This is a genomic window from Pandoraea apista, assembly GCF_001465595.2.
Classification (GTDB): Bacteria; Pseudomonadota; Gammaproteobacteria; order Burkholderiales; family Burkholderiaceae; genus Pandoraea; species Pandoraea apista.
The window spans coordinates 2,009,506-2,034,345 of the sequence record NZ_CP013481.2; the positions used below are offsets into that span (position 1 = coordinate 2,009,506).

Annotated in this window: 32 protein-coding genes; 29 read left to right on the top strand and 3 right to left on the bottom strand. The window is 59.2% G+C overall.

The features are described from left to right. Window positions 1-6: 6 nt before the first annotated feature. Complete coding sequence (locus AT395_RS25530; protein WP_156219724.1) at window positions 7-267, bottom strand: hypothetical protein; 261 nt, start codon at window positions 265-267, stop codon at window positions 7-9. On the opposite strand from AT395_RS25530, the gene AT395_RS09225 reads away from it, so the two are divergent. From AT395_RS09225 to AT395_RS09360, 25 genes are all read left to right on the top strand, one after another. Further along, complete coding sequence (locus tag AT395_RS09225; protein ID WP_048629083.1) at window positions 266-460, top strand: hypothetical protein; 195 nt, start codon at window positions 266-268, stop codon at window positions 458-460. The two genes, AT395_RS25530 and AT395_RS09225, sit on opposite strands and share 2 nt — an antisense overlap. Further along, window positions 457-1,830, top strand: a complete 1,374-nt coding sequence (dnaB, locus tag AT395_RS09230; protein WP_048629084.1) for a replicative DNA helicase — start codon at window positions 457-459, stop codon at window positions 1,828-1,830. Before AT395_RS09225 ends, dnaB begins: the two co-directional genes overlap by 4 nt. Before the next feature lie 211 nt (window positions 1,831-2,041). Further along, window positions 2,042-2,488, top strand: a complete 447-nt coding sequence (locus AT395_RS09240; RefSeq protein ID WP_224787617.1) for a DUF1064 domain-containing protein — start codon at window positions 2,042-2,044, stop codon at window positions 2,486-2,488. After that, window positions 2,485-2,802, top strand: coding sequence for a hypothetical protein (locus AT395_RS09245; protein WP_048629085.1), 318 nt, complete (start codon window positions 2,485-2,487; stop codon window positions 2,800-2,802). Before AT395_RS09240 ends, AT395_RS09245 begins: the two co-directional genes overlap by 4 nt. Next, on the top strand, window positions 2,799-3,197 hold the full coding sequence (locus AT395_RS26360; RefSeq protein WP_082164792.1) for a Ref family recombination enhancement nuclease: 399 nt from the start codon (window positions 2,799-2,801) through the stop codon (window positions 3,195-3,197). Before AT395_RS09245 ends, AT395_RS26360 begins: the two co-directional genes overlap by 4 nt. A 190-nt stretch (window positions 3,198-3,387) precedes the next feature. Next, complete coding sequence (locus AT395_RS09260; protein ID WP_072632803.1) at window positions 3,388-3,765, top strand: hypothetical protein; 378 nt, start codon at window positions 3,388-3,390, stop codon at window positions 3,763-3,765. A 630-nt stretch (window positions 3,766-4,395) separates the two neighbouring features. Beyond that, entirely contained in the window at window positions 4,396-4,671 is a 276-nt protein-coding gene (locus tag AT395_RS09270; protein WP_048629088.1) for a hypothetical protein, read from the top strand. A 7-nt stretch (window positions 4,672-4,678) separates the two neighbouring features. Continuing rightward, window positions 4,679-5,260 carry a phage tail protein gene (locus tag AT395_RS09275; protein ID WP_048629089.1) on the top strand — a complete coding sequence of 194 codons (582 nt, stop codon included), beginning with the start codon at window positions 4,679-4,681 and terminating at the stop codon, window positions 5,258-5,260. A gap of 610 nt (window positions 5,261-5,870) precedes the next feature. Then, the gene (locus AT395_RS09280; RefSeq protein ID WP_048629090.1) at window positions 5,871-6,464 is read left to right on the top strand and encodes a helix-turn-helix domain-containing protein; all 594 of its coding nucleotides are present in this window, start codon (window positions 5,871-5,873) and stop codon (window positions 6,462-6,464) included. 151 nt (window positions 6,465-6,615) lie between these two features. Continuing rightward, window positions 6,616-8,553, top strand: a complete 1,938-nt coding sequence (locus AT395_RS09285) for a phage terminase large subunit family protein (RefSeq protein ID WP_048629175.1) — start codon at window positions 6,616-6,618, stop codon at window positions 8,551-8,553. Between the two features lie 7 nt (window positions 8,554-8,560). Further along, window positions 8,561-8,806 carry a gpW family head-tail joining protein gene (gene gpW, locus AT395_RS09290; protein WP_048629091.1) on the top strand — a complete coding sequence of 82 codons (246 nt, stop codon included), beginning with the start codon at window positions 8,561-8,563 and terminating at the stop codon, window positions 8,804-8,806. Between the two features lie 158 nt (window positions 8,807-8,964). Next, window positions 8,965-10,485, top strand: a complete 1,521-nt coding sequence (locus AT395_RS09295; protein WP_231606129.1) for a phage portal protein — start codon at window positions 8,965-8,967, stop codon at window positions 10,483-10,485. Further along, the gene (locus AT395_RS09300; RefSeq protein WP_048629093.1) at window positions 10,482-11,360 is read left to right on the top strand and encodes a S49 family peptidase; all 879 of its coding nucleotides are present in this window, start codon (window positions 10,482-10,484) and stop codon (window positions 11,358-11,360) included. The genes AT395_RS09295 and AT395_RS09300 overlap by 4 nt, the downstream gene beginning before the upstream one ends. A gap of 28 nt (window positions 11,361-11,388) precedes the next feature. Beyond that, on the top strand, window positions 11,389-12,045 hold the full coding sequence (locus AT395_RS09305; protein ID WP_048629094.1) for a hypothetical protein: 657 nt from the start codon (window positions 11,389-11,391) through the stop codon (window positions 12,043-12,045). Window positions 12,046-12,075: 30 nt separating this feature from the next. Next, window positions 12,076-12,723, top strand: a complete 648-nt coding sequence (locus AT395_RS09310) for a head decoration protein (RefSeq protein WP_048629095.1) — start codon at window positions 12,076-12,078, stop codon at window positions 12,721-12,723. Between the two features lie 70 nt (window positions 12,724-12,793). Beyond that, window positions 12,794-13,831 carry a major capsid protein gene (locus AT395_RS09315; RefSeq protein ID WP_048629096.1) on the top strand — a complete coding sequence of 346 codons (1,038 nt, stop codon included), beginning with the start codon at window positions 12,794-12,796 and terminating at the stop codon, window positions 13,829-13,831. Next, the gene (locus AT395_RS09320; protein ID WP_048629097.1) at window positions 13,832-14,164 is read left to right on the top strand and encodes a head-tail joining protein; all 333 of its coding nucleotides are present in this window, start codon (window positions 13,832-13,834) and stop codon (window positions 14,162-14,164) included. Continuing rightward, entirely contained in the window at window positions 14,161-14,724 is a 564-nt protein-coding gene (locus tag AT395_RS09325; protein WP_048629098.1) for a hypothetical protein, read from the top strand. The genes AT395_RS09320 and AT395_RS09325 overlap by 4 nt, the downstream gene beginning before the upstream one ends. 9 nt (window positions 14,725-14,733) lie before the next feature. Then, window positions 14,734-14,922: a DUF2635 domain-containing protein gene (locus AT395_RS09330; RefSeq protein ID WP_048629099.1), complete on the top strand. Its 189-nt coding sequence runs from the start codon at window positions 14,734-14,736 to the stop codon at window positions 14,920-14,922. A 63-nt stretch (window positions 14,923-14,985) separates the two neighbouring features. Beyond that, entirely contained in the window at window positions 14,986-16,479 is a 1,494-nt protein-coding gene (locus tag AT395_RS09335; RefSeq protein WP_048629100.1) for a phage tail sheath subtilisin-like domain-containing protein, read from the top strand. A 55-nt stretch (window positions 16,480-16,534) separates the two neighbouring features. Further along, complete coding sequence (locus tag AT395_RS09340) at window positions 16,535-16,909, top strand: phage tail tube protein (RefSeq protein ID WP_010804675.1); 375 nt, start codon at window positions 16,535-16,537, stop codon at window positions 16,907-16,909. Window positions 16,910-16,911: 2 nt separating this feature from the next. Then, window positions 16,912-17,202, top strand: a complete 291-nt coding sequence (locus AT395_RS09345; RefSeq protein WP_048629101.1) for a phage tail assembly protein — start codon at window positions 16,912-16,914, stop codon at window positions 17,200-17,202. Beyond that, window positions 17,202-17,324 carry a GpE family phage tail protein gene (locus AT395_RS09350; protein WP_082164800.1) on the top strand — a complete coding sequence of 41 codons (123 nt, stop codon included), beginning with the start codon at window positions 17,202-17,204 and terminating at the stop codon, window positions 17,322-17,324. Before AT395_RS09345 ends, AT395_RS09350 begins: the two co-directional genes overlap by 1 nt. Beyond that, window positions 17,324-19,315: a transglycosylase SLT domain-containing protein gene (locus AT395_RS09355; protein WP_048629102.1), complete on the top strand. Its 1,992-nt coding sequence runs from the start codon at window positions 17,324-17,326 to the stop codon at window positions 19,313-19,315. The genes AT395_RS09350 and AT395_RS09355 overlap by 1 nt, the downstream gene beginning before the upstream one ends. Then, window positions 19,312-20,787, top strand: a complete 1,476-nt coding sequence (locus tag AT395_RS09360; protein WP_048629103.1) for a DNA circularization protein — start codon at window positions 19,312-19,314, stop codon at window positions 20,785-20,787. Before AT395_RS09355 ends, AT395_RS09360 begins: the two co-directional genes overlap by 4 nt. A gap of 93 nt (window positions 20,788-20,880) precedes the next feature. Here AT395_RS09360 and AT395_RS09365 read toward each other — a convergent pair whose 3' ends face one another. Further along, window positions 20,881-21,306 (bottom strand): Arc family DNA-binding protein, encoded by a 426-nt coding sequence (locus AT395_RS09365; protein ID WP_082164793.1) that lies wholly within the window; start codon window positions 21,304-21,306, stop codon window positions 20,881-20,883. A 135-nt stretch (window positions 21,307-21,441) separates the two neighbouring features. Here AT395_RS09365 and AT395_RS09370 point away from each other — a divergent pair, with 135 nt between their 5' ends. After that, window positions 21,442-21,612 carry an Arc family DNA-binding protein gene (locus AT395_RS09370; RefSeq protein WP_156219726.1) on the top strand — a complete coding sequence of 57 codons (171 nt, stop codon included), beginning with the start codon at window positions 21,442-21,444 and terminating at the stop codon, window positions 21,610-21,612. Window positions 21,613-21,637: 25 nt separating this feature from the next. Beyond that, window positions 21,638-22,555 (top strand): phage antirepressor N-terminal domain-containing protein, encoded by a 918-nt coding sequence (locus AT395_RS09375; protein WP_053086379.1) that lies wholly within the window; start codon window positions 21,638-21,640, stop codon window positions 22,553-22,555. Window positions 22,556-22,585: 30 nt separating this feature from the next. Here AT395_RS09375 and AT395_RS09380 read toward each other — a convergent pair whose 3' ends face one another. Further along, window positions 22,586-23,089 carry a hypothetical protein gene (locus AT395_RS09380; protein ID WP_048629106.1) on the bottom strand — a complete coding sequence of 168 codons (504 nt, stop codon included), beginning with the start codon at window positions 23,087-23,089 and terminating at the stop codon, window positions 22,586-22,588. A gap of 17 nt (window positions 23,090-23,106) precedes the next feature. Here AT395_RS09380 and AT395_RS09385 point away from each other — a divergent pair, with 17 nt between their 5' ends. Both AT395_RS09385 and AT395_RS09390 read left to right on the top strand, forming a co-directional pair. Next, the gene (locus AT395_RS09385; protein WP_048629107.1) at window positions 23,107-24,198 is read left to right on the top strand and encodes a phage baseplate assembly protein; all 1,092 of its coding nucleotides are present in this window, start codon (window positions 23,107-23,109) and stop codon (window positions 24,196-24,198) included. 80 nt (window positions 24,199-24,278) lie between these two features. Further along, window positions 24,279-24,824 (top strand): phage baseplate assembly protein V, encoded by a 546-nt coding sequence (locus tag AT395_RS09390; RefSeq protein WP_231606130.1) that lies wholly within the window; start codon window positions 24,279-24,281, stop codon window positions 24,822-24,824. Window positions 24,825-24,840: the final 16 nt, after the last annotated feature.

Genomic DNA, 24,840 nt, shown 5'->3' on the forward strand with positions numbered 1-24,840 from the left:
AACGCGTCAGATTCCCTTCGCTGGTTTCGCGATCAGATCGGCAATCGCATTCCGATTCGTTTGCAGCATGCGCGCGAAATCGCGGGCGTCTTGCTCGGAGTGGAACAGGCCCATAACGAGATGCCTTGCATGCGCTCGTCCGGCCGCGAAGATGTCGTGGTTCGTTTCGAGCATTTCGTCACCCGTCTGCACGCTCACAGTGAAGCTGCTTGGGGACTCGTAGTGACTCACAACGACAGTCCACAGATCTTGGAATCCGAATGACATGAGAAAAGTGATCGCATTAGTACTTGGGAAGTCAGATTTTAAGCCGGAACTGGCGGATCGACACGATTTGCCAATTCAAGCGCGACTTACCGACGAAGCCTTCGATGCTTCGCTGGATTGCATGGTGATCATTGCCAATGATCGGCTCATCAAGAATCGGTACGGCGATATCCCGAAGGCGGACGGCAAATGACAGCGAACGAACCGAACCGCGCCATTGCTGCCATCGAAGCGGAGCAGGCCGTCATTGGCGCGCTGCTGTTCGAGAACGATGCGATTGACCGTATCGGCGGCCTGAGGGCAGAGCACTTTTTCCGCGCTGATCATCGGACGATCTTCGCCGAGATCGTCACCATGCTCAGCGCGAACCAGCCGGCCGATGCGTTCACCGTATTTGGGTGTATCTCGGCTAAGGGCGGCGCCGATGCCATAGGCGGAATCGGCTACCTCAACGACTTGACTGCCAACGTGCCGGGTGCTGCCAACGTTGCGCACTACGCCGAGATGGTCATTGACCGCGCGCAGAAGCGTGGCCTCGCTGCCGCGGGTTCGCGCATGCAGGAGATGGCGCAGAACCCGAACGGCGCCACTGCGGGTGAGTTGGTCGACCGAGCACAGGCCGAGGTGGAGCGACTTGCCGAGGGGCGTGCGGCTGCCGCGCCGATCTTGGCCGCTGAGGGCCTGTCGCATTTTCTGGTTGGCATGGAACGTCGCCTTGACGGCGAGATCGCCCCGGCCCGCACGGGTTACGAGGCACTCGACGACAAGATCGCCGGCGGGCTGAAGGGCGGTGACTTGGTAATCGTTGCGGCCCGCCCGTCGATGGGGAAGACGGCTTTCTCGCTAAACGTGGCATCCAACGTCGCCGAGAGCAAGCCGACGCTGTTTCTGTCAATGGAAATGCCGGCCGAGCAACTACACGCCCGGATGATGGCGCGGCATGCCGGTGTGAATTTCGGCCATCTGATCGAGCCGAAGAAGCTGACGGATCAGGAGTGGGGTCAACTGCCCGCCGGCATTGGCCGAATCGAGAAGCTGTCGTTGTACTTCGACGACCAGCCGGGACTGTCGCTTCTCGATATCCGCAGCAAGGCGCGCGGTATCAAGCGTCGTCATGGCTTGGGCCTGATCGTGGTCGATTACCTCGGCCTGATGACGGGCGGTCAAGGCGACAACCGCACTCAAGAAATCGGCAGCTACTCGCGCGGGCTGAAGGCACTTGCGAAGGAGTTGGACGTTCCGATTATCGCGCTCGCTCAGCTCAATCGCGGCGTTGAGCAGCGCGCGGATAAGCGCCCGGTGATGTCGGATCTCCGTGATTCCGGCGAGATTGAGCAGGACGCGGACATCGTGCTCTTCCTGTACCGCGACGAAGTCTATTACCCCGATAGCCCTGATCGTGGTCTGTGCGAAGTGATCATCGGTAAGCAGCGGAACGGCCCGCTGGGGCGGGTGGCGCTTGGGTTCCAGGGGGAGTTCCAGAGTTTCACACCCCTTGAGTCAGGTGTGACATATGGCCGTCGCGAAGAGGGTGAGTCGCCGAAGGGCAGGGCAACGTTTTGAAGCAGAGCGATTGCTGGCGGCGCTTCGAGGAAGCGGCAAGGGCGGCGCTCGCAGGGCACGGCAATGTGGCTCGAGCCTATCTTGCTGTAGTACGGCGGCGCTTCGGCGACGTGGTAGCGGAAAGGCAGGAAAGTGAGTTGAGGGCATACATCGAACACGTACGGAGGAAGGGCAAGTGAGCCGGAAGGGTCTGACGTTTCCCGAGAGCGCCGTGAGCAATGGCTTAGTGGGCACTGCGCGGATTCGCGAACAGGTTGGTGCCACTGCTGCTGCGCTGGCGTCGCCTGCTTCCGTGCCGCTGGCTTACCCGATCCTCGGCATGGTCGAACAGAAGCGCTCGAAGTACAGCAACAGGAAGTGTGAAGTTGACGGAATCAAGTTCGATAGCCGGGCGGAGGCCCGTCGATGGTCGCAATTGCTGGTCATGGAGGAGCAAGGAGAGATTTGTGCGCTGGAGCGGCAGGTGGTCTACGTGCTGGCCCCTGGAGTTGTGATCAATGGACGGAAAGCCCCTCCACTCCGCTACGTTGCTGACTTTGTGTACGAGCGCGGTGATGAGACCGTGATCGAAGACGTGAAGGGGGTGATCACGGCGGAATACCGAATCAAGCGTCACCTGATGGCATTGAAGGGTTTGAGCATCGTGGAGATCAAATGAAGCACGACATTCTTGAGTGCATGGATCGAGGTGTCTGGTATTGCGTAGAGACGCTGTCCTCGCTCACTGGGTACGCGCAACGCGGGACTCGCGAGACGTGCTTGCTGCTGGTCGGCGAGGGTTTGCTGGATATGGAGACGCTCAACGAGAAGCGCAGGTTCCGTCTTGCGATGACGAGGCGTGCGTCCCGGCAGCCGGACTACACCAGTGTGCCGACGAGGGCGGCGGGCCCGTATCGTCCGCGCTGGACGCCGATGCGGACGTACGACCGCGACGTGCGCTCCCATCAACGACTTTGTGAGGAAGTGAGATGAGTTGGGGACGCAAGGTGCCATTGCGGAGCGGAAGGCAGATTAAGCGTTCGGCCTTCAAGAAGTCTCGTCGTCCACGTGCCAAGAAGGCCGAGCGAGAGCATTTGGGGATTGTGGCAGGGCTGTGCTGCATCGTATGCCGCAATCTTGGATTCGGCGAGAGCCCTGCAGAGGTGCATCACGTCCGGTTTCTTGCGGGAGGTGGTCAACGCGCAGGCCACACGCAGACTATCCCGCTTTGCCCACTTCATCATCGATTGGGCGGCTATGGGGTCGCCTTCCACGCCGGACCTGGTGAGTTCCAACGGCGCTATGGGAGTGAGGAGCAACTACTCGAGCAAACGACGCGTGAGGTGGCGCACGCCATATTCGCGGCAGTATTACCGGAGATCGCCTGATGGCTGCGCTACCGTCGTACTGCTATCAGGATCCCGCGAAGGTCATCGAAATCGAGGAGAGTAAGACATGCCAGGGGTGCATACACAAACTGCGGCTTTGGGGAGTGGAATATTGCGCCAAGGAGCAAACGAAGCCGGGAGCGCGGTACATGCGCCGGTGTGTGTTCTACGATGAGGGGAGGTCCGAGGAATGAGCGTTCCCAAATGGGTAGAAAGCGAAATCAGGAACTGGGCGCGGTGGTGCCATGCAGGTTCCCTCCCACATCCGATCCCGCCGGATCATTGTCAGTCGATCGAGTGCCGCTATGTGGGGAGCGAAGCGCTTTGCGAGCCGGATGAGAAGCTTGAGCCTATTTTCGAAGAGCGGGCCCAGGTCGTACAGCGTGTATATGACGCAATGCCCTATATCGAGCGCAAGGTGATGCAGGCCGAATATCTCTCGCCGTGGAGGTATGACCGGATCCACAAGGGGGTGGCCGGGGCCGCGCGAAAGATTGGGGTCTCTATTTCCGGCTACGAGAGCGTGCTGGCGGCTGGGCAAAAAAAGGTGAGGAGGGCGTTCTCTTGAAATACTCGCGCGAAGTCATGGAGTGCATGGCACATCACCCTGGCCGTTGGTTTCCCATGAATGAGCTGGTTAATTACGTTCGAAGTCGAGCGCCTGGGCCAACGCGCTCTGCCGTTCATCGAGGCGTTTTGAGGGTGCTTCATGCTCTCCATGAGTGCGGCTCTATATCGATTCGCACACCTCGTTGTGATCGTGGGGCGGGCGCTCTGTATAAGTGGCGCGGCTAAAAGTGCGACACGCGGTCTTTGAAAAGCACGACAGGATGTGAGACATTTGTTCCGGGACAGTGCGTCTAACGAAACCCGCCAGGTGAAAGCCGGCGGGTTTTTTGTTTTCGGCGTTCTCATCAAGCCCGCAGACTGCCGGCGAGGCTGGCCAAGCGAGTCCAAGCGACGAACGGGTTGGCGGGTTTGATGAGGGTGATCGCGCAACCACAGCGTAGCCCGCCGTATGGAACCGAGGCGGCAGAAAGCAAGTATCGGTACCCCGGCGTCTAAGCGTTCCGCCATTTGCAAATAAGACGCAGCCGGAGTTGGGGCCGGCCATCCTCGATCCGTCTCCTCGCCGCTTCGAAAGAGCGGCATTGCCCGCCGCCGTTACTGGCGCGGGCTTTTTATTTTCTGAGTCCACATGGCACGCCCATCAAAGAACATCGCCGCCGACGCCTTGCCCGGCGAGATCGCATTTGTACGCTCTGCCATTTGGCATAACGGAAATCGTCGCGTCGCCGCCCTTATATCTGCTGCAACCACTGACACTGCGCTGCTGCCTGAGGGGGCGATCGCGTTGGTATCCGTCACAGCCTTCCCGCCGGGTGCGCCCTCGCGCATCCTCATCGATGTTCCGCTTTATGCACGGGCGCCCGCCGAAGGTGTGTTCCCGGCCGCTTGGCTGAAGCGTGGGTGAGACCGCAATGCTCAGTCTGAATGTGCGTGCGGATGTCAAAGGCATCACGGCCGACCTGTCACGGTATCTGGGCGAAGAGAAGAAGGCGGTCGTCCGAGCGCTGAACAAGACAGCGAATCAGGCAAGAACTGAGGCCTCGAAAGAGGTCCGAGCCGTTGGCTACAACATTAAGGCGAGCGCGATCAAGAAATCGTTTGCCATAAAGCGCGCCTCTGCCGGCAACTTGGTTGTCACACTCAAGGCGACGGGACGGCCGATTGGTTTGATCAACTACGGCGCGCGGCAAGGTGGCGGCGGCGTGAGCGTGCAGGTTAAGTCGGGTCGTAAGGTCTTGAAACACGCGTTCATTGCGAGTATGCCCAACGGGCACCGAGGCGTGTTCGAGCGGACTGGCAAGGGGCACAAGAAGGTGGTGCGCAACGGCAAGGTCATGCGATCGGGCTTGCCGATCAAAGAGCTATTTGGGCCGTCGATTCCACAGTCGCTCGCAAATGATGCCGTCGAGAAAGCCGTCATGGCGAAGATCCGGCAGAAGTTTCCGCAGATTCTCAAGCACGAACTGGCCTTCGCGGCCAGCCGCCGGCGTTGAACCGTTCAACAATTATTCCGAGCTGCAAAACTGGGCACTTTTTTCTTTACGCGATGGCGCAGATCAAGTTGACGGGGAAGTACGCGATTGGGTTGCATGCCTACGCGATAGTTGATGACGACATGCTCGACTATCTATCGCAATGGCGATGGAAGGCGAAACCCAACGGCAGCAAAAACAACGTCTATGCCGTTCGAAACGTGCGTGTTGGTGGCCGGTGCGTGACATTGCGTATGCATCGGGTTGTGGCGGGACTGGATGCGTCGAATCCGCTTGATGTGGATCATGACAATCACAACTCACTAGATAACCGTCGCGCAAATCTCATTCCGTCGACGCGGAGCCGAAACATCGCGAACGCCCGGCGAGTCGTCCAGCGTGGAGTGTGTTGTCGGTGCGGGGGCGAGTGCACGCGGACTGTTAGCGCATGCGTGAAAGGTGGCCCCATGGCCTGCTCCGCATGCCGACCGGCTGGGCACCGGACATCCCGGTCGGCGGTCAAAAATGTCGCGGGTCCTTATCCCGAAGACGTGCAGGGCGGGAGCGAAGACTCGCGAATTTCGCCCAGCGCTGAGTTTTGAAATTTGGGTAACAGGTAACAGATCCATACATGAATCAAAGCGAGTTCGCGGCACTCCACGGGGTCAGTCGAAAGACGGTCACAAAGTGGAAGGAGCGCGGCTGGCTTGTGTTTGCGGGCGATGACATCGACGTCGACCAGTCGAACGCACTTCTGAAAAGGTATCGCCGTGATGGGATTCCTGCTGTTACCCAAACTGTTACCCAAGCGCCAAAGGGTAACAAGCGAAAGACTGTTACCCAAGCCGCGTCAGAAGTAACGCTTGAAGCTGGTGAGAGCGCTGGCGAAGCCGCGAATCGGATTCTCTCGGGCAACGTAGAGCTGCTCGATTTCGATGATGCGCGCTGCTTCAAAGAAAACTATCTCGGGCTGATGGCTCAGCTTGAGTACGAACGAAAGTCTGGCTCCCTCGTCGAGCTGGATACCGCAACAGCAATCCTCTTCGAGGAGTTCCGGGCGCAGCGCGATGCGTGGCTTAACTGGCCGACCAGGGTGGGGCCGATATTGGCAGCCGATCTGGGCGTCGAGGCCGACCGAGTTGTCGAGGCCCTAACTGCGCATGTCCATAAGCAAATCGCCCAACTTGGCGAGCCTGAAGCCAATTTCTCCGAAAGGGAAGGCTGAAAGGCTACGCGCGTCTGTTCGGCGCGCGTGGACACCTCCACCTCGCATTAGTGTGCCGGCTTGGGCCGACAAGTATCGCAAGCTCGCGAAGGAAGCAGGAAGTACGTCCGGAAACTGGGAGACGGCTACCGTCGAGATCGCTCGCGGACCGATGCTTGCGGTGACTGAGCCCGGTGTCCATGTCGTCACGACGATGGTGAGTACGCAGTTACTTAAGACAGCGTTGCTCGAAAACGTGTTCGGCTACTTTGCTCATCTCGATCCTTGCCCAATTTTGCTGCTGCAACCGAAGGAGGATGCAGCCGAGCAGTTCAGCAAAGAGCGAATCAGCCCTCTGATCCGCGTGACGCCAGCGCTGCGCGAACTGGTGGGGACGAGCAAAACGCGCAATGCCGATGAGACGCTGCTGTTCAAGGCGTTCCCCGGCGGGTTTCTGGCGCTCGCGGGCGCTGGCAGCCCTGATAACCTCGCCCGTCGTCCGGTGCGCGTCATCCTCGCTGACGAGGTCGACAAGTATCCGGTGACGCGTGAAGGAGAGCCGATCGCATTGGCAGAAGAGCGGACGGCGACATTTGGCGTCAACTGGCTTTCGATCCGCGCATGCTCGCCGACGATTGAGGACGAAAGCCGGATTGAAGCGAGCTATAAGGAATCGGATCAGCGGCGTGCCTCCCTCGCGTGTCCCCACTGCGGGCACCGCATGTTTCCTGACTTCTTTAAGCACGTCGATTGGGACAAGCGCCGTGACGATAACGGCGATGTAGTGGAGCATTTCCCGAAGACGGCGAGGATCTCATGCGAGTCATGTGGCCAGATCTGGTCTGAAGGTGACCGCCTGCGTGCGCTCCAGACGGCCCGTTGGCATCAGACGAAGCCGTTCGAGTGCTGCGGTTCTCGCCATGTCCCGCTCGATGATTACGAGCGTGCGTGGCGCGGACCGGAAGACTCACGTGAGACGACGGTCGACGCAGCGATCGCCCAAGTTTGGGATTGGTGGGAGAGTGACCGCCATGCGGTGTATCGCGCCAAGTGCCCTGAGTGTGGCGAATGGAAGGTCGACAATGAGCACGCCGGATTTCAAGCGAGCAAGCTCTACAGCCCGTGGCAAAAGGACAAGCCATCCGACATTGCGGCGAAGTGGCTGAAAGCCGAAGGCGACGAAGAAAAGAAGCAGACCTGGTGGAACACGCAGGCCGGCATGCCATATCGCCCGAACTCGGGCAAGGTGTTGCGCCTTGAGGCGCTCGTCGCACGCGGCGAACGCTGGGCAGCCCAAGTCCCGGACGGCGTAGCGGTTATCACCGTGGGTATTGACGTACAGGACTATCGATTTGAAATCGAAGTTGTTGGCTGGGGCAGAAACGAGGAAAGCTGGTCGATCGACTACGAAGTCATCGAGGGTGATCTCGAAACCCCGGGGCCGTGGGAGCAACTCGATGCGTATCTCGATCAGATCTGGCATCGAGCAGACGGGCGACCTTTTGAAGCGATGGCGGCTTGCATCGACTCTGGTGGCCATCACACGCAGAAGGTCTACGAATTCTCTAAGGCCCGGCTAGGCAGAAAGATCTGGGCCATCAAGGGGGAGTCGGCCGTAAGCGGCAAGCGCAACCCGGTTTGGCCGGTTAAGAAGCCATCCCGACGCACGAAGGCATCGTTCCGGCCGGTAATCCTTGGGGTCAATACAGCAAAGGACACAGTACGCAATCGACTCCACATTGAAGAGCCTGGGCCTGGCTTCATGCACTTCCCCAACGATCGAGACATCGGCTACTTCGAGCAACTCACGTCGGAGCGATCGGTGGTGAAGGTGTCGGGGGGGCAGAAGTATCGGGTGTGGGAGTTGCCGTCTGGGCGAGCGAATGAAGCGCTCGATTGCCGCGTGTACGCCTACGGCGCGCTCTGTGGCTTGACGCACCTCGGTTTGAAGCTGAATCGCCGCGCAGACATGGTTGCGCAACCGCTTGACGATACGGCCTTACCGCCGGTGTCGGCGCCGTGGCCCGCTTCCGCGCAGTCGATTCAGGCGCCAGTCGCGTCAATCGATACTGAACCACCCCGTAGGAAGCTTACGGGGCGACTAGCTTAGGGATGAAATGGCTATCACGGACGGAATGAGCACTGCGGACATGCAGTCGAGGCTGGCCGCCCTGCAAGCGGCCTACTTTGATCTCTCATCAGGCTCGAAGATTGTGACGGCCACTTACAACCAGGGTGACGGAACGAAGTCGGTCACTTATCAGCAGGCCGACTTGACGGCGATGTACCGGAGCATCCTGATGCTGCAAAAGGCACTCGGGATCATTACTCACTATCCACACGCGCGAAGACCTTACTTCTAATGCCATCACTCATCGTCGATACATCGGGCAAGCCCTTCGGGGATTTGCCTAGTGGCAGTCGCGCGCGGGCAGATAGTGGATGGGGTGGGCCCGGAGTTACACAACCGCCGTACTCAAGCCTATTTCCTTACGAAGCGTCGAATGTACAAACGCAGGAGATGGGACAGTGGTTTCCGCAGATCCGCTCCCCGGATTCGGAGATCAACCAGCATCGAGATCGGATGGTCTCGCGTTCGCGAGATCTGGCGCGCAACGATGGCTGGGCACACGGCGGTATCAGCCGCATCCTCGACAATACTGTCGGCGCGCACCTGCGCCTGTCATCGAGCCCCGATTGGCGGCTTCTTCGCCGCTTTAATAAGGGCTTCGACGCACAGTGGGCCGACGAGTTTGGCAAAGCGGTTGAGGCTTTGTGGCGCGGGTATTCGGAGGATTTGGGCCACTACAACGATCTGACGCGCCAACTTACCGTCTCGCAACAGATGCGACTCGGATTGCGGCATAAGTTGGTCGATGGCGAGGATCTCGTCGTTGCCTATTGGAAGCCCGAGCGCGTAGGACGCGGCGGCGCTCAATACGCAACGACGTTTTTGGTTGTGGATCCGGATCGCCTCTCGAATCCGTATCAAATGGTCGATACCAAGTATATGCGTGGTGGCGTGGAGATCGATGACGACGGAGTCCCGGTCGCTTACCACATCCGAAAGGCCCATCAAAACGACTGGTACAACGCTGCCGAGTCGATGGTTTGGGAGCGGGTCGTGCGTGAGGACGAGGATGGCTGGCGTCGTGTAATTCACGACTTCGAGCGTGATCGTGCCGGACAGAATCGAGGCATCGGCGTGTTCACGCCGGTCTTGGCTCACATGAAGATGTTGGCACGGTACTACGGAGTAGAGCTTCAGGCCGCCACAGTTGCGACGATCTTCGGGACATACGTGACCAGTCCGTACGATCCGGCAATGATCGAGGCGGCGATGGATTCCGCTCGTGGTGATCAGGAAATGGGGTTCTATCAGGACCTCCGCGCCGAATGGGCAAAGGATCGCCCGGCAATGCTCAATGGAGTACGAGTCCCGACTCTCGCGCCTGGTGAAGAAATCAAACAGGTTGCGGCTGCCCATCCTCACGATGGATTTGAGGATTTCGCGCATGAGATGCTCCGATCCGTCGCGGCGGCGCTCGGAGTCTCGGCTGAGCAAATTACGCAAGACTGGAGTAAGACCAACTATTCGAGCGCTCGCGCGGCGCTTCTTGAAAGTTGGAAAACGCTTAGCCGCCGCAACGCCGAGTTCAAGATTGGGACGGCCACTCCGATGTTTGCGGCATGGCTTCGTGAGCCTATGGAGCGCGGTGATCTCGATGATGTCCTGCCGCGCAACGCGCCCGAATTCGTCGAGGCGGCAACAGCATATGCACGTTGCGACTGGCTTGGTGTGGCGCGCGGCTGGGTCGATCCGGTCAAGGAGAAGCAGGGCGCAGTTCTCGGGATGGACGCTGGTCTGTCGACTCTTAAGCGAGAGTGTGCGGAGCAGGGTTTGGACTGGGAGGAGGTGCTCGCGCAACGGGCGCTGGAAATCTCAGCGATGGAGCGACTCGGTATTCCGCTTCCGAAGTGGACCGGCGCCTCACCTGCGGAGCAAGTGGCAACACCTGAAGAGGCACCCGAACCACAATGAAGAGCTACCCATTTGCAGCGGCACGGATTTTTGATGTTCCACTCGCTATTCATCCTGCGAAGGGGCAGGTGATCGCCAAGGCGCTCGCTAGCCGGTTCGGCATTTCCGATGTTGAGTTTGCCGGAGGCGCTCCGACGGTTGTCACGCCGATGGCGTATGACGAGTGGGACGACGGCCCGAGTGGTTCGAGTGATGAGACGCCGTATGACCTCCATGAGGGCGTTGCGATTATCGACGTCTCGGGCACGCTTGTGCAGAAAAGCAGCAATCTACGGCCATATTCGGGAATGCTCGGCTACAACGCGATTCGGCACAACTTCATCGACGCGCTGAACGATAAGAAGGTGCGAGCGATTGCGCTTTCGATTGACTCTCCCGGCGGAGAGGTAGCGGGCTGCTTTGATTTGGCTGATTTGATATATGAGTCGCGCCGCGTTAAGCCGACGCTCGCTATCCTGAGCGAGTCGGCGTTCAGCGCGGCATATGCACTTGCCAGTGCATGCGAGCAGATCACCGTCCCTCGCACGGGGGGAACCGGTTCTGTCGGCGTGATTTGCATGCACATCGATCAATCCAAAGCAATCGATCGAGCGGGTCTGGCCGTCACCATCATCAAGTATGGCGATCGCAAGGCCGACGGGAATCAATTCAATCCTCTGACAAAAGAGGCGCTGGAGCGATTCCAGTCCGACGTTGACGAAATGGGTGAGTTGTTCGTCGCCACTGTAGCCCGCAACCGTAATTTGCCAGTGGAAACCGTTCGGAAAACGCAGGCAACAACATTCTTAGGCGCCGCCGGCGTCGAGATCGGCTTCGCTGATGCCGTAATGGCACCGGATGAGGCATTGCGCTCCCTGCTCGCCGAGCTGGGCTAACACTTCCCAAACCCAAGAGGTTACAGGTATGACTATTCTCTCCCTCGCGGCGCGCCGGCTTTCGTTCGCCCATCTCGCCGGCTTTGCGACTCGCGGCGCGCGCGCTGAAGACGACAAACCCGAAGACGAAGACACAAAGCAGGGCCGTCGCGCCGATGACGACAGCCCGGAAGAGCAGGACCGCGACGACGGTAATGGCTCGAAAGGCAAGAAGGGAAAGCGAGCCGAAGACCGTAACGATGACCCGGATGCCGAAGACGACGAAATGGACGATTCCAGCAAAGGGAAGAAGGGTAAGCGTGCCGACGATGACGCAGACCCTGAGGCAGAAGACGATGACGACACCGATCCCGACGCCGAAGATGACGACGGTGAAATGCGGGGCAAGAGCGCCGTTGCTCGCGCTCGCTTGCGTGAACAGGCTCGCTGTGCCGCCATCATGGGTTCGAAGGCAGCGGGCCGAAACGTCGAATTGGCCGCGAATCTCGCTTTCAAAACGCGTATGACGCGACAGGAAGCGTTGGCGGTGTTGCGCAGTTCACCTGCCGCAAGTACGGCGAATCATTCGCGCGCGGCGCGGAATCCGAATCTCGGCGCAGGCGGCGAAATGCAACGCAGTTCCGCGCATGCCACCAGTTCCGGGTGGGAGCGTGCATTTTCGAAGGTCACGGGCAAGCGCGCGTAACCAATTCATCTTCTCAAAGGGTCTCTGATCATGAGTTACGTTTCTCGCTCGCCTCTTGTCGAGGCATGGCATCCCGGCGGCTTCCTGGTCTCGCAACCGCGTGGCCACCGTCATATCGATCGCGGCACCTTTTCTGGTGCTGTCAAAGTGCTTCCCGGCACCGTCATGGGCAAACAGACAGTCGGCACCGTGGCCACCGCAGCGGCGCTGGGAACGAATACCGGCAATGGCACGTTCGGGGCAATCACGGTTGGCGCTGCCACGGCAGGCGCCTACACGGTCGAATTCGACGATGCGACCCACTTCGTGGTCTCCGATCCGACAGGAAAAGAGGTCGGCCACGGCACGGCAGGCGCGGCTTTCAACGCCGGTGGCCTCGGCTTCACCATTACAGCCGGTGGCACGGCGTTTGCGCCGGGTGACAGCTTCACGGTTACCGTGGCCGCAGGCGCTGGCAAGTGGGTTCCTTGCACGAAGACGGCTACGGACGGTTCGCAAGTTGCTGCTGGCATTTCTTTCGGCTTGGTCGATGCGACGCTCAACGACACGCCGGGGGCTCTGGTAGTGCGCGACTGTGAAGTGAACAGCTCAGAGCTGGTTTGGGATGCGTCGATGGATGCGCCTGCCCAAGCGGCGGCGCTCGCTCAGCTTCTCACGCTGAAGATCATCCCGCGCTAACCCCAAAACCTCGACACGAACAGACAGGCCGCCTCCGGGCGGCTTTTTCATTTGCGAAGGAGCCGTTCAGATGGCATCTCTTGATATTTTCAACCAGGACCCGTTCTCCACGGTCACGCTGACCGCTGCGGTCGACAAGTATCCGTATCAGCCGCAAGCGCTTGGCGAACTCGAAATCTTCGAGGACGATCCGATTCGCACGACCGCCCTCGTTGTCGAGCAACGGCAGGGCCAACTGGTCGTGATCCCGCTGAGTGAGCGCGGCGAAGAAGGCACGCAACGCACGACCGAGAAGCGTCAGGCGCGCTACTTTGACGTTCCGCGCCTGCGCCACTCGGACACGATCTACGCCAATGAGCTTCAGAACATTCGTGCCTTTGGCACGGAGTCGGAACTGATGCAGGTGCAGGACGAAGTTGCCCGCCGCCTAGCTGGCCCGACCGGTTTGCTGAAGAACATCGAGTACACCTGGGAGTACCAACGCCTTGCGGCTGTGCAAGGGTTGTTCACCGATGCCGACGGCACTGTGCGCTACAACTGGTTTCAGGAGTTTGGCATTACCCCGGCACCGGAGATTGCTTTCAATCTCGCTGCCGCAGCGCCGAATACTCTCCGCCCGCTCTGCAATCAGATTACACGGGCGATGGCACGAAAGGCGCAGGGCGCGTTCACGCCGTCGACTAAGGTGTTCGCGCTGTGCGGCGATGCGTTCTATGACCAGTTTGTGAATCACCCGGACGTGATTCGCACCTTCGTGAACTGGAGCGACGCACTGGAAATTCGCGGCGGCAGCGCCGGCGGCGCGTTCTCGGCCTTTGAGTTCGGCGGCATCAAGTGGCTGAACTACCGCGGGTCGGACGATAACGCGACCATCAAGATCCCGGACGACAAGGTCAAGTTCTTCCCCGTCGGTGCGCCGGGCGTGTTCCGCCGTGCACTGGCACCGGGTGAATCGTTCCAATGGGTCAACACCCCGGGCAAACCGGTGTACGTGGTGCCGATCATGGATCGGGACCGCAACGAGTGGTGGAAGATGGAAGTGAGTTCATACCCGCTTCACATCTGCACCCGTCCGGAAGTTCTGTTCAGCGGCCGTTCGGAGGCTTAAATGCCCGTTGACTGGGACGCCGACGTTCTCGGTCCCTTGGTTGGCGTGTTCGGCGAGCCGGTGCAATATCGGCCGCGCGCCGGCGCGCCGTTGACGATCAATGGGGTGTTCGATGACGCGTACCAGAAGGAAATGCTCTTCTCGGACGCATCCGTCGAGATGACAACCGTTCAGGCTGTTCTTGGCGTTCAGTTGTCGCAGTTTGGCGTGCCGCCAGCCCAGAACGATCAGTTGACGATTGTTCGCACCGGCGGCGCTTACGTCGTGAAAGATGTTCGAGTCGACAGTCACGGCGGCGCCAAACTGATTCTGAGCAAGATGGGGGCGCAGTGACTACTTCGGCAGACATTCGCACCAAGTTCGTCGAGGCTCTCAAGGGCGCGACCGATGCGGGGGATTCCGTTTTCTCCCCGTTCGACTGGCCGACGATGGGCGACGCATATCCATGCGTTTTGGTACGTGCCCCAAAGGAGCGGAAGGAGTCGCAAGGGCCATTTCAGCCGGGATACGACGTCTACGCGACCCTACAGGTCGTAGCACGGACCACCTCGCCCGCTCAGGTTGGAGATGAGGGTTCGGCCGTTGCTCTGGCCGCGGCTGAGCGACTCAAGGCGCAGATCGAGGTTGCGCTGATTAACAACCCGCTCATCTGGAACGACTCGCAAGGTGGTTCGCTCATCGAGCAATTCGCTTCTATTGACTCGGAGATATCCACCTCATCCGATGGCGACATGCCCATGGCTGAGCTGGTCATGCATATCGAGGTCAAGTTCTACCAGGGGCCGGAAGACTTCTTTCCGATTCCGGCGGTGGCGATCGACGAAGTTCAAATCGCCGTATCGGTCCCGGACGGCACGCCGCAACCCGGCATCATCATTCATCCACAACTCTGAGGAGCGGCGATGTTCATCAAGCCGGCACCTGGGATCAAGCTACGCGATCCCGAAACGAAGCAATTCGTCCCCGAATCCGGACAGGAAGTCGGGGAGTTTGACCTGTATTGGGTGCGCCGTATCAACGACGGCGATGCAATCAGGGTTTCAGAAGTACTACCCGATGCGCCGTCCGGAAAGCCGGGGAAGAGCGCATAAAACACCTCAATGAATTGAACAATCAACCCGCTTCGGCGGGTTTTTTGTTTTGGAGAACGCCAAGTGACTGTTCCCTTCAAAACCATTCCGCAGAATCTGCGGGTTCCTCTGTTCCATGCCGAACTCGACAACAGCCAGGCAAACAGCGGTGCATCGACGCAGCGTGCGTTGGTCATCGGGCAGATCACATCGGCCGGGACTGGGACGCCGGGCGTTCCGCAAATTTCACAGGGTGCAACCGAGGCAAAGTCGGTGGGCGGTGCCGGTTCGATGCTCGCGCTTATGACCGCGGCGTACCGTCAATCTGACCCGTTTGGCGAGGTCTGGTATCTGCCCTTGGCCGACGACGCCAGCGCCGTGGCCGCTACGGGGAGCATTGCGGTATCGGCGCCCGCTACGGCCACTGGTGTGATCTACCTGTACATCGCGGCCGTAAAAGGTGTTCCGCCAGTGACCGTCACCGTCACGTCGACTCAGACGACGGCGCAGATTGCTACCGCCATTGCGGCGGCGATTAATGCCCAGTCTGACCTTCCCGTAACTGCGGCTGCAGCAACGTCGACAGTGACGGTGACCGCAAAGAACAAAGGTCTTGCCGGCAACGACATCGACATTCGGATCAACTACCGAGGTGCCGCAAGTGGCGAGACGCTACCGGCAGGGCTTGCGTTGACGATCACACCGATGGCCGGCGGCGCCGTTAATCCGGCCCTGACGACGGCATTCGCGAACTTGCTAGACCAAGAGTTCGATTTCATCGCGTTCCCGTACACGGATGCGAACTCGCTGGATGCCATGAAGGCATTCCTGAGTTCGACGACGGGCCGATGGAGTTGGAGCAAGCAGATCTACGGCCACGCGTTCGCGGGATATCGAGGGACCCTTGGCGCTCTCACGACGTTCGGCAATACCCGAAACGACGAGCACGTATCGGTCATGGGGTTCAACGATTCTCCGACGCCGGCATGGATCCTTGCTGCCGACCTGGCCGGCACCGTGGCGACATCGGTCCGCGCGGATCCGGCTCGACCGGTACAGACGTTGGCGCTGTCGAGCTTCCTTGCCCCGCCGCTGGCGTCGCGCTTTGCGCTAGGCGATCGAAACACCTTGCTGTGGGACGGCATTTCGACGTTCACCGTCGCAAGCGATGGCACGGTTGCCATTGAGAACCTGATCACCACCTACCAACAGAATAGCTTCGGCCAGCCGGACGACAGCTATCTGGAAGTGGAAACGCTGTTCACGCTGGCCTATGTACTGCGAGCTCTGCGTTCCGTGGTGACAAGCAAGTACTCGCGCATGAAGCTTGCGGCAGATGGCACGCGATTTGCCCCCGGCTCGTCGATTGTGACGCCGGCCATCATCAAGGCCGATCTGATCGCTCAGTACCAACAGCTCGAGTATGACGGCTTCGTGCAGCAGAGTGCTGTGTTTGCGCAGGGGCTCATCGTCCAGCAGAACAGCACGAATCCGAACCGCGTGGACGTGATCTACCCGGCGGTGTTGATCGCGCAGTTGCGCGTGTTCGCATTGCTCATGCAGTTCCGCTTGAGCTAACACGATCGATTCCAGGCGCCTTCGGGGCGCCTTTTTCTTTTTCTGGAGATTCCTCATGGCAGGTAATCCGAATCGCCTCGCCGGCACAGCAAGCATCACTGTCGATGGAACGAATTACCTGCTGGTTGGGGACTTCGAATACAACCCGTCGTCGAAGACGCGGGAAACGCTTTCGGGTCAAGACGGAGTTCACGGATTTAGCGAGAAACCGCGGCCCGGCTCGATCTCTGCCAGCCTGCGCGACGCAGGCAACCTCACGGTTGCCGACCTGAATGCGATGGACAACGTAACGGTCGTTGCCCAACTCGCGAACGGCAAGACGATCATCGGCCGAAACATGTGGACGGTTGAGGATCAGACGGCCAAAGCGACGGATGCAACGATCGAAGTGAAGTGGGAAGGTCCCCAAGTTTCTGAAACCACGAGTTGAACATGAGCCAACCTGACGAAAAGACCATCAAGCTTCGCAAGCCTGTAAAGCTCGGTAGCGGCGAGAGTGAAGTCATCTACGACAAGCTCGACCTGCGCGAGCCGACTGCTGGCGAACTCGACAAAGCCACGACAACCGGCGGCTCGAACATCGGCATCGGGATCATGCTGATTCACCTTGTTTCCGGCCTTCCAAAGTCGGCCGTCGAAAAGCTCAGTCAACGTGATTTCACGGAGGCGAACGAGTATCTCGCGGGTTTTACCGACGATGGCCCGACGGAGTCGCCGACGTAATCGCCGACGTCACATATTTTTTCCGTTGGAGCCCGCTCGACGCGGAGCGCCTATCGCTTTCAAAGCTGGCTTGGTGGAGAGACCAGGCTAAACGCATTCGACAAACCATGAAGGAGGTCTGATGGCGGGCAATGCGTATCAGATCACCATCACGGCTGCCGACAGGGCGTCGGCGGTGGCGAAGAAGATTGAAGCGTCGATGCAGCGGATCACGAAGCCGATTGATCGGGTGACTGCGTCATCCAAAAAGATGAATGACGCTGCCGCGTCGCTTCGCAAGCCATTCGCCGATGTCGGCCGCTCGCTCAAGGCATTGGGCGACGAAACCGGTGTGACGAAGGTTGCGCGCGGTATCCGTCGTATCGGTTATGCCGCCGCTGATGCGGGCCGTAGCCTTCTGGGAATTGTTGCGCCGCTCGCAGGCATCGCAGGACTCGGCTCGATCGCAGGGATTGCCCTGATGACGAACGAGTGGGGCAAGATGGGCGCAGAGGTTTTGAAGACGTCTTCGGCCATCGGCGTCTCGACTGCAGACCTGCAGGCCTACCGAGGAGCGGCGAAGCTCGCTGGTTTGTCGGCAGATGAGATGACTGGTTCGCTCAAGTCGCTCGGCAAGACCATCGAAGACGCTACCTACGGCCGAAATCAGGACGCTTTCGTGATGATGCAGAAGTTCGGCATCAGCCTTCATCGTACGAAAGACGGCGCTGTGGACGCCACTCGCGCGCTCAAGGACGTCGCGAACGCGATCGTGAAGCAGAAAGGCAACGTCCAGACACAGGCGTTGATTGCTGACGTGTTCGGCGTCGGATCGTTGCTACCCATGCTCCAGAAGGGCGAGTCTGGAATCGATGCGTTCGTTAAGAAAGCGAAGGACATGGGGCTCGTCCTGAGTGACGAACAACTGAAGCGGGCGGCTGCGTACAACGAGCAGATGATCCAGCTTGAGGCCTCCGGCACGAAGCTCAAGTACTCGTTCGGCGAGGCCATGGCGCCGGCTCTGGAGCGGACTATTGCGGTCGTCCAGCGCCTGGTGGATCAGTACGGCGCTGTTGCCGCAACTAAGGTCGCGGAGTACGTCGAACGCTTTGCCAAATGGCTAGAGCAGGTCGATTGGGAAAAAACAGCCAAACAGGTATCAGACTTTGTTGATGCGATAGGCGGTGTGAAGGGTGTCGCGGTCGCGCTTGCGGCCATCACATTCGCCGCCCCGATCGCGGGCATCGTCTCGATAATCGGCAATCTCACTTCGCTTGCGACGGTCGCCGTGCCGGGGGCAGTCGCAGCGCTTGGAACTCTCGGGGCCGCCGGTGTTGCGGCATGGGGCGCCCTGAAAATTGCCAAGGCGGCGGGCCTTCCCGATACGAATTCCGCAAAAGGCGCGAGCGATGTAGCTGCCGGAAACTGGTGGGCCGCGTCTGCCAGCCTACCGGCTATGAGTTTTCTGGGGGCCGGGTGGGATCGCCTTACTGGCAAGTCGAATGCAGACATCGCCGCAGGCCTTCGAATTCAGTCGGGCGCAGGGAAATCGAGTGCTGAATCAGACGCACTCTTTTCACGGCTCGAGACACAGTACGGCCTGCCCAAGGGGCTGCTAGATAGCGTATGGGCGCAGGAGTCGGGCCGCGGCACGAACATGCTCTCGTCCGCAGGCGCGAAGGGGCACTTCCAGTTCATGGATGCGACGGCCAAGCAATACGGGCTCGATGATCCAAATGACCTGTCGAAGTCTGCCACGGCCGCAGCTCAGATGTACCGGGATCTGCTTAAGCAAAACGGCGGAGATCTCAGCAAGGCCCTTGCGGGGTACAACTGGGGCCAAGGCAACGTGCAGCGCAAGGGCTTGGAGAACGCTCCCAAGGAGACCCGCAACTACGTGGAGCAAGTGCAGGCGCGGATGGGCGGCACGGGACTGTATAGCAACTCGCCGCGCATTGCCGCCGCCAACCTGCCGGGACAGTCACCGTCGCCTGTGTCGGCCGACGGTGGGCGTGTCCACGTCGATGTTGTGATTCATCAGGATGGCCGGCCAGCCTCGGCGAAGGTGCGGTCTCAAGGTAACGTGACCGGGACGGCTAGCGTCGGCAATCGAGCAATCGGGGAGATGGCGTGAGCGTAGCTGACGTGGTGAACGTTGCGGGCAGCATTGGTGGGATTGCCTCGGCCGCTAAGGGTATTGCGTCATCGGCGCAAAGCTTGATGAGCCTGTTCGGCAGTGGGGACTATGCGGACAAGCTCCGGAAGGCAAGCTACAACGGGGTACCGTTCGCTGTTCTGTCTGAGAGCGGCGTCTTTGGCCGCAACGTCGTCGTCCACTCTTACCCGAAGAAGGAAACGAGGCCATGGATTGAAGACAACGGGCTGAAGACGAATGTCCTTCAGGTGACAGGGTTTTTAGTCGAAAACAGCCTGATCTACGGCGGTGGCGACGTCACAACCCAGAAGATCAATCTGCTGAACGTGATTCGCGGTGGATCCGTAGGCAATACGAAGCCGCCCGGCATCGGCAAACTGGTCCATCCGACTTGGGGCGAGATCAAGGCGAATTGCACCGAGGCCGAGATTGGCACGTCCTGGGATCGCGGCCGCGTTGTCGAGTTGCGACTGACGTTCATTCTCGGCGGCGATCGGTTGTATCCGAGCGCGCAGTCTGCGACGAAAGACGCTGTGAGTGGTGCGGCTTCGGGCTTGACGGCTTCGTCGCTGCTGAGCTTCGTCAGCCGAACGCTCGATGCGATCAAAGCGGGTGTCGCGGTCATTCGCACAGCCGTTGGCGTTGCCGTTGCGTTCTATCAAGCTGTGAACGGTTTGGTGCATAGCGTACGTCGATTCTTCAATTCGATTTCCACGTTGTCCGGAAACTTCGGCCGCCTCTTCGGCGGCAGCAATACGGGGTACGCTGGGGCCAACGGGAAAGCCCCCAAGACGGCCACGGTCGCGAGTCTCCTTGCGCAGGATACGCAGAACGTCGCAAACGTCGCTGTCGCCGGGGCGGCGCTATCAACCGCTGCCGTAAGCGCAGGGACGAATCCGGCAGGATTTAGCGCCGCTGCGCAGGCACTAATGTCGGCGACCGCGAACACGGCTGCCTCGCCGGCGGACGCAATCAGGTTGCTTACGCCGCTGGCGAAATACACGCCCCCGTCAGTGGCGTCGGGCTCACCAATTGCGGCTGCCCAAGCAGTAATGAGCAGTGCAGCGGGCGATTTGCTGCGCCGTTCTGCGATCGCTCAGGTTGCGACGAGTTCGACGGCGTATCAGCCGGCCTCGGCCGACGATGCCATTGGTGTCCGGGACACCGTCGTTGCGCTGATCGACGCCGAAATTCAAGTCGCGGCCGATCAGGGCGAGGACGACGTCTATGCGTCGCTGCGAACGCTTCGACAAGCAGTGGTGACCGACTTCGACAGTCGGGGGCAGGGACTGGCGGCAGTAACGACGTTCCAGTTCAGCGGGCCGATTCCCGCGTTGGCGCTGGCCAATCGTATCTATAGAGACGTCGGTCGGGAAGGTGAGTTGGTGAGCCAAGCAAATCCGGTTCATCCAGCATTTTTGCCGACGAGTTTCAAGGCGTTGGCCGAGTAGCAAACCGCAAAAGAGCGAAAGCCCCGGACTGTTAGCAGCAGCCGGGGCTTTCTGTGTTCAACCTGGATATCGTATACCGCCCAATGCGCCGGGCTATTTTTGCTTGCGGTACGAGTCGAAGTAGACCGTTGCATCGTCTGGGGCGTGTGACTTTGCCTCAAGCATGATTTGTCGCACTTCTTGCAGCGTCGCGCGCTCCGGCACGCGCACATACATCACGAACGGTGCGTTCGGGTCGGTACCCGCAGCGACGATCTTTGCGAGCGCCTCTTCGAATGACAGCTTGTACTTCTTCGCATAGTCGTCAATCTCCATCTTCGTAAAGTTGGAAATCTCTACGCGAGAAAGATCGGGGTCGTCAAGTTTTTCCCATTGGACCTGGGAAAACGATTTTTGGATGCGATCGATCAGCTCCGAGTTCAGAGAGCGGTTGTTCGCTCGCGCAGATTCCTCCACCTGCTCCCGGAGCTCGGGCGGCATGCGGAACGGGTAAGGGGGGAGTTGGGATTTCTCGCTCATGTATCAATTATCGAACTAGAGTCAGAAAGATTCAAAGAATCTAATTGACTCTGAGTCAATTAGAATCTAGGATGTGCTTGCCGGTAGTGTGCCGGTGTATACAAATTGGAGGTGCTGATGCGTGGCGCTCGCGCAATGCCGCAGGTGAATATCAGGATGCCGGAAGATTTGAAGAGAGAACTCGAACAGGATGCCGCAAAGAATTTCCGCAGCCTCACGGCAGAGATTCTGTCTCGACTCGTTGCGGGTCGATCAAAAGAAAACGCCCAACCGGCGGCAACCGGTCAGGCGTTGGTGACGCAGTGAACCCCTTGAGGAAGGAACACAGATCATGAACAAGAATAGCACTCAGGCCGTGAAACGCCAAATTTCGGTGCCGTTTCACGGAACGGACCTGTTGCTCGTCGAACACGATGGGCAGCCGTACACGCCGATGAAGCCGATTGTGGAAGGCATGGGGCTCGATTGGAAGAGCCAGCACGTCAAGATGAAGCAGCGATTCGGTTCAACTATGGTGGAAATCACCATAGTTGCTGGTGATGGGAAGCAACGTCTCATGTCTAGCCTCCCGGTCAAGAAACTTCCGGGCTGGCTTCACTCGATCAATGTCGGGAAAGTTCGCCCCGAGCTTCGTGAGCGCGTTGTTGAATACCAAGCCGAGTGCGACGACGTCCTTTGGAAATACTGGACCGAAGGTGTTGCCATCAACGAACGCATGGCGTTCGCGGTCAATCCGGATGATGTGCTGACGGGCGAACAGCAGGAGGTGCTTCGCTTGATGGTCAAGACTCACGTTGAGCGCCTGCCGAAGATGAAGCAGGGTGCGGCTGCAACGCGGGTCTGGTCGAAGCTGAAAGCCCACTTCAAGGTTGCATACCGGCAAATTCCGCAATCGGAATTCACGGAGGCTGTGAGCATCGTGACGCGAACTGCGGCCGAGTGGGAAGTGCTTGATGCTGAGCCGAAGGGCGAAGCAGACCTTATTGCGGTGATTGAGCAAATGGACGCTCTCGATGCGCTTCGCCAAATCCTGTCGGGTGATCGCTGGTTGCTCAGCTACGACGACGATCGTTGGCGCCTCAAACTCATCAGCCGAGACGCGTACATCCTCACGGAGAATCAGATCGTGGGGCTCATCCGTGAGCCTGGAATCATTTCCGAACGCCTGCTTCCGAGAATCATCGCGGTGGCAGCCGAGCGACTGACTCAGCTCAGTCCGTTCCGGATTGAAAGTCGGGCAGCGGCCTGATTCGGTTTCTCGGAACCCAGCCGCCAGCTTTTAGTTGAGCGGCTGGTAGATCTGCCGCATTTCCCCGTTCACGCATTTGATAGTCACCTTGCCTTGCTTCAGATAGAGCTTTCCATCTGGGGCGGCAAGTAGCTTGTTCGTCACAAAGGTCTGGGGGTAGTCGCATTTGGCCATGACGACTTTGCCCTTGTCGTCTAGGACAGGCTCTGCGGCCGATCGAAGCACCTTGAAATAGGATGCGCTACTCCGTTCGTTCGCAGTCGCAATTGGACGCCCGTAGATCAGGCCAAGGATCGGTTCCGTCTCTGATTTTGGTACGTACGTATCTGACCTATTGATTGCCTCAAACGCGTAACCCGCCTCAAGTCTAGTGCATGACTGTGGAAGCTGCCCATTCTGAGACGTGATTGCGGTGTGCAGGGCCTCAGCCGACTCGCATGCAATAGCGCCCTCGGACTTGATCTGATACACCGGTTCGGCGTGTGCACAGAGTGCAAATAGGCCGACGGAAAAAGCACCGATCTGTAATCTCATGATTCAGTATTCCGCATATGACGAACGACAATATTACACTTTCGATTGACGAGGCTCGGTTGTCCGGATGGACAAGGCTGCGCGTCACCAGAGGCATTGAGCGCTTTCCTGGAGACTTTGAGCTTGAGATGACTGAACTGTTTCCGGGGCAAGCGCAAGATGTAGTTGCTTCGCCTGGCGACAAATGTGTTTTGCAGATCGGCGGTGAGAGCATCATCACGGGCTACGTGGATCGCGTCGTGCCGAGTATCTCCGCCGAGTCACACGACATCCGCGTGACCGGTCGCGGTAAGTGCCAGGACCTTCTGGACTGCGCCGCCGTTTGGCCGAACGGGCAGATGAGCAACGTCAATGCGTACACGATGGCCAAGAAACTCGCCGCTGTCTACGACATTGATGTGAGTTGTGATGTGGAGGGGCTGTTGATGATCCCGCAGATCAACATCATCCCTGGCGAGTCCACGTATGAGGTCGTTGAGCGTACCTCGCGCTACAGTGCCCTGCTGGTCTACGAAGACCGAGGAGGCAACATGGTGCTTGCGCGCGCCGGCACAGAGGTGATGGCGAGTGGCGTTCAGGAGGGCATCAACATCGAGGCAGCAACCGCCGAGCGATCGATGGATCAGCGCTTCTCGCATGTAACGGCGTTGCTGACCGGCACGAACAATATGCAGGATCTGACGTCGATCACTGCCCCTCATTTCACAGCTACCGACCCTAACGTTCCTCGTCGCCGTGAGCGCGTCATCTTTGCTGAGGCTGGCGAACTTGGATGGGAAGTTGGCAAGCAGCGGGCACTGTGGGAGGTGGCTTGGAGGAGAGGCCGCGCAGAAGTAATTCATGTCACAGTCGACAATTGGCGTGATGTGGCGGGAAACCTGTGGGAGCCGAACAAGCTAATCGACGTGCTGATTCCTAGCCTGAAGGTATCTGGTGACCAAGCCGGCACCGTGCCGCAGCGCCTAATGATTGCCGAGGTGACCTATAGCCTCGACGAATCTGGAACCCATGCTCAATTGACGTTGATGCCGCCCGAGGCATTTGAGCCAAAGCCGATCTTGCTCTACCCGCAATACGGCGATCTCATTGGAACGGTACCCTTGCGATGACACGAGACCTTGATGTGGGGCCGGTACAGAGAGTAGTTCGCCGAGCGCTAACTGCATTTGCGCGCGCACTGATATCAGCGGTGAATGACTCTGGTGGGGTCCAGGTTGTACAGATTGCGCTCAGTTCGACGGAGGTGCGGGATGGATCGCCGCGCATCGCAGAGTTCGGCTTCTCTTCGAACCCGCCGGACGGTTCCGACGGCGTGGTTGCGTTCCTTGGTGGAGACCGTTCGAAGGGTATTGTCATTGGGACTTGTCACCAGGCGTCGCGCCCTCGCGACCTGAGCCCTGGCGAGTCGATCCTACACAGCCAGGACGGGAAGTCTGTCTATCTGACGGCGGACGGTGGGATCGTGGTCGAAGCTAAGGGGCAGCCTGTCGTGGTCAACAGTGCATCGGATGTCACCTGGAACTGCACCGGCAAGTTCAAGCTTGTGGCGCCGGCCGGTGTCGAGTTTGATACGCCGCTGGTGAAATCGAGTGGCGACATGCAAGACAACTTCGCGAGCAATCCCCACACGCTTGCGGATATGCGGCAGATTTCGAACGAGCATACGCACCCGGTCAAGGGCGTGCAGGGCGGTTCGTCGAGCGTAACGAGCGATCCGCCAAATCAACATCAGTGAACGCTGCCTATATTGA

Bases quoted from the DNA above. Each gene is read 5' to 3' on its own strand.
- AT395_RS09225 (WP_048629083.1), top strand. From the start codon at position 266: ATGAGAAAAGTGATCGCATTAGTACTTGGGAAGTCAGATTTTAAGCCG.
- AT395_RS25530 (WP_156219724.1), bottom strand. From the start codon at position 267: ATGTCATTCGGATTCCAAGATCTGTGGACTGTCGTTGTGAGTCACTAC.
- dnaB (WP_048629084.1), top strand. From the start codon at position 457: ATGACAGCGAACGAACCGAACCGCGCCATTGCTGCCATCGAAGCGGAG.
- AT395_RS09245 (WP_048629085.1), top strand. From the start codon at position 2,485: ATGAAGCACGACATTCTTGAGTGCATGGATCGAGGTGTCTGGTATTGC.
- AT395_RS26360 (WP_082164792.1), top strand. From the start codon at position 2,799: ATGAGTTGGGGACGCAAGGTGCCATTGCGGAGCGGAAGGCAGATTAAG.
- AT395_RS09260 (WP_072632803.1), top strand. From the start codon at position 3,388: ATGAGCGTTCCCAAATGGGTAGAAAGCGAAATCAGGAACTGGGCGCGG.
- AT395_RS09270 (WP_048629088.1), top strand. From the start codon at position 4,396: ATGGCACGCCCATCAAAGAACATCGCCGCCGACGCCTTGCCCGGCGAG.
- AT395_RS09275 (WP_048629089.1), top strand. From the start codon at position 4,679: ATGCTCAGTCTGAATGTGCGTGCGGATGTCAAAGGCATCACGGCCGAC.
- AT395_RS09280 (WP_048629090.1), top strand. From the start codon at position 5,871: ATGAATCAAAGCGAGTTCGCGGCACTCCACGGGGTCAGTCGAAAGACG.
- AT395_RS09285 (WP_048629175.1), top strand. From the start codon at position 6,616: ATGCTTGCGGTGACTGAGCCCGGTGTCCATGTCGTCACGACGATGGTG.
- gpW (WP_048629091.1), top strand. From the start codon at position 8,561: ATGGCTATCACGGACGGAATGAGCACTGCGGACATGCAGTCGAGGCTG.
- AT395_RS09295 (WP_231606129.1), top strand. From the start codon at position 8,965: ATGGGACAGTGGTTTCCGCAGATCCGCTCCCCGGATTCGGAGATCAAC.
- AT395_RS09300 (WP_048629093.1), top strand. From the start codon at position 10,482: ATGAAGAGCTACCCATTTGCAGCGGCACGGATTTTTGATGTTCCACTC.
- AT395_RS09305 (WP_048629094.1), top strand. From the start codon at position 11,389: ATGACTATTCTCTCCCTCGCGGCGCGCCGGCTTTCGTTCGCCCATCTC.
- AT395_RS09310 (WP_048629095.1), top strand. From the start codon at position 12,076: ATGAGTTACGTTTCTCGCTCGCCTCTTGTCGAGGCATGGCATCCCGGC.
- AT395_RS09315 (WP_048629096.1), top strand. From the start codon at position 12,794: ATGGCATCTCTTGATATTTTCAACCAGGACCCGTTCTCCACGGTCACG.
- AT395_RS09320 (WP_048629097.1), top strand. From the start codon at position 13,832: ATGCCCGTTGACTGGGACGCCGACGTTCTCGGTCCCTTGGTTGGCGTG.
- AT395_RS09330 (WP_048629099.1), top strand. From the start codon at position 14,734: ATGTTCATCAAGCCGGCACCTGGGATCAAGCTACGCGATCCCGAAACG.
- AT395_RS09340 (WP_010804675.1), top strand. From the start codon at position 16,535: ATGGCAGGTAATCCGAATCGCCTCGCCGGCACAGCAAGCATCACTGTC.
- AT395_RS09345 (WP_048629101.1), top strand. From the start codon at position 16,912: ATGAGCCAACCTGACGAAAAGACCATCAAGCTTCGCAAGCCTGTAAAG.
- AT395_RS09355 (WP_048629102.1), top strand. From the start codon at position 17,324: ATGGCGGGCAATGCGTATCAGATCACCATCACGGCTGCCGACAGGGCG.
- AT395_RS09365 (WP_082164793.1), bottom strand. From the start codon at position 21,306: ATGAGCGAGAAATCCCAACTCCCCCCTTACCCGTTCCGCATGCCGCCC.
- AT395_RS09370 (WP_156219726.1), top strand. From the start codon at position 21,442: ATGCCGCAGGTGAATATCAGGATGCCGGAAGATTTGAAGAGAGAACTC.
- AT395_RS09375 (WP_053086379.1), top strand. From the start codon at position 21,638: ATGAACAAGAATAGCACTCAGGCCGTGAAACGCCAAATTTCGGTGCCG.
- AT395_RS09380 (WP_048629106.1), bottom strand. From the start codon at position 23,089: ATGAGATTACAGATCGGTGCTTTTTCCGTCGGCCTATTTGCACTCTGT.
- AT395_RS09385 (WP_048629107.1), top strand. From the start codon at position 23,107: ATGACGAACGACAATATTACACTTTCGATTGACGAGGCTCGGTTGTCC.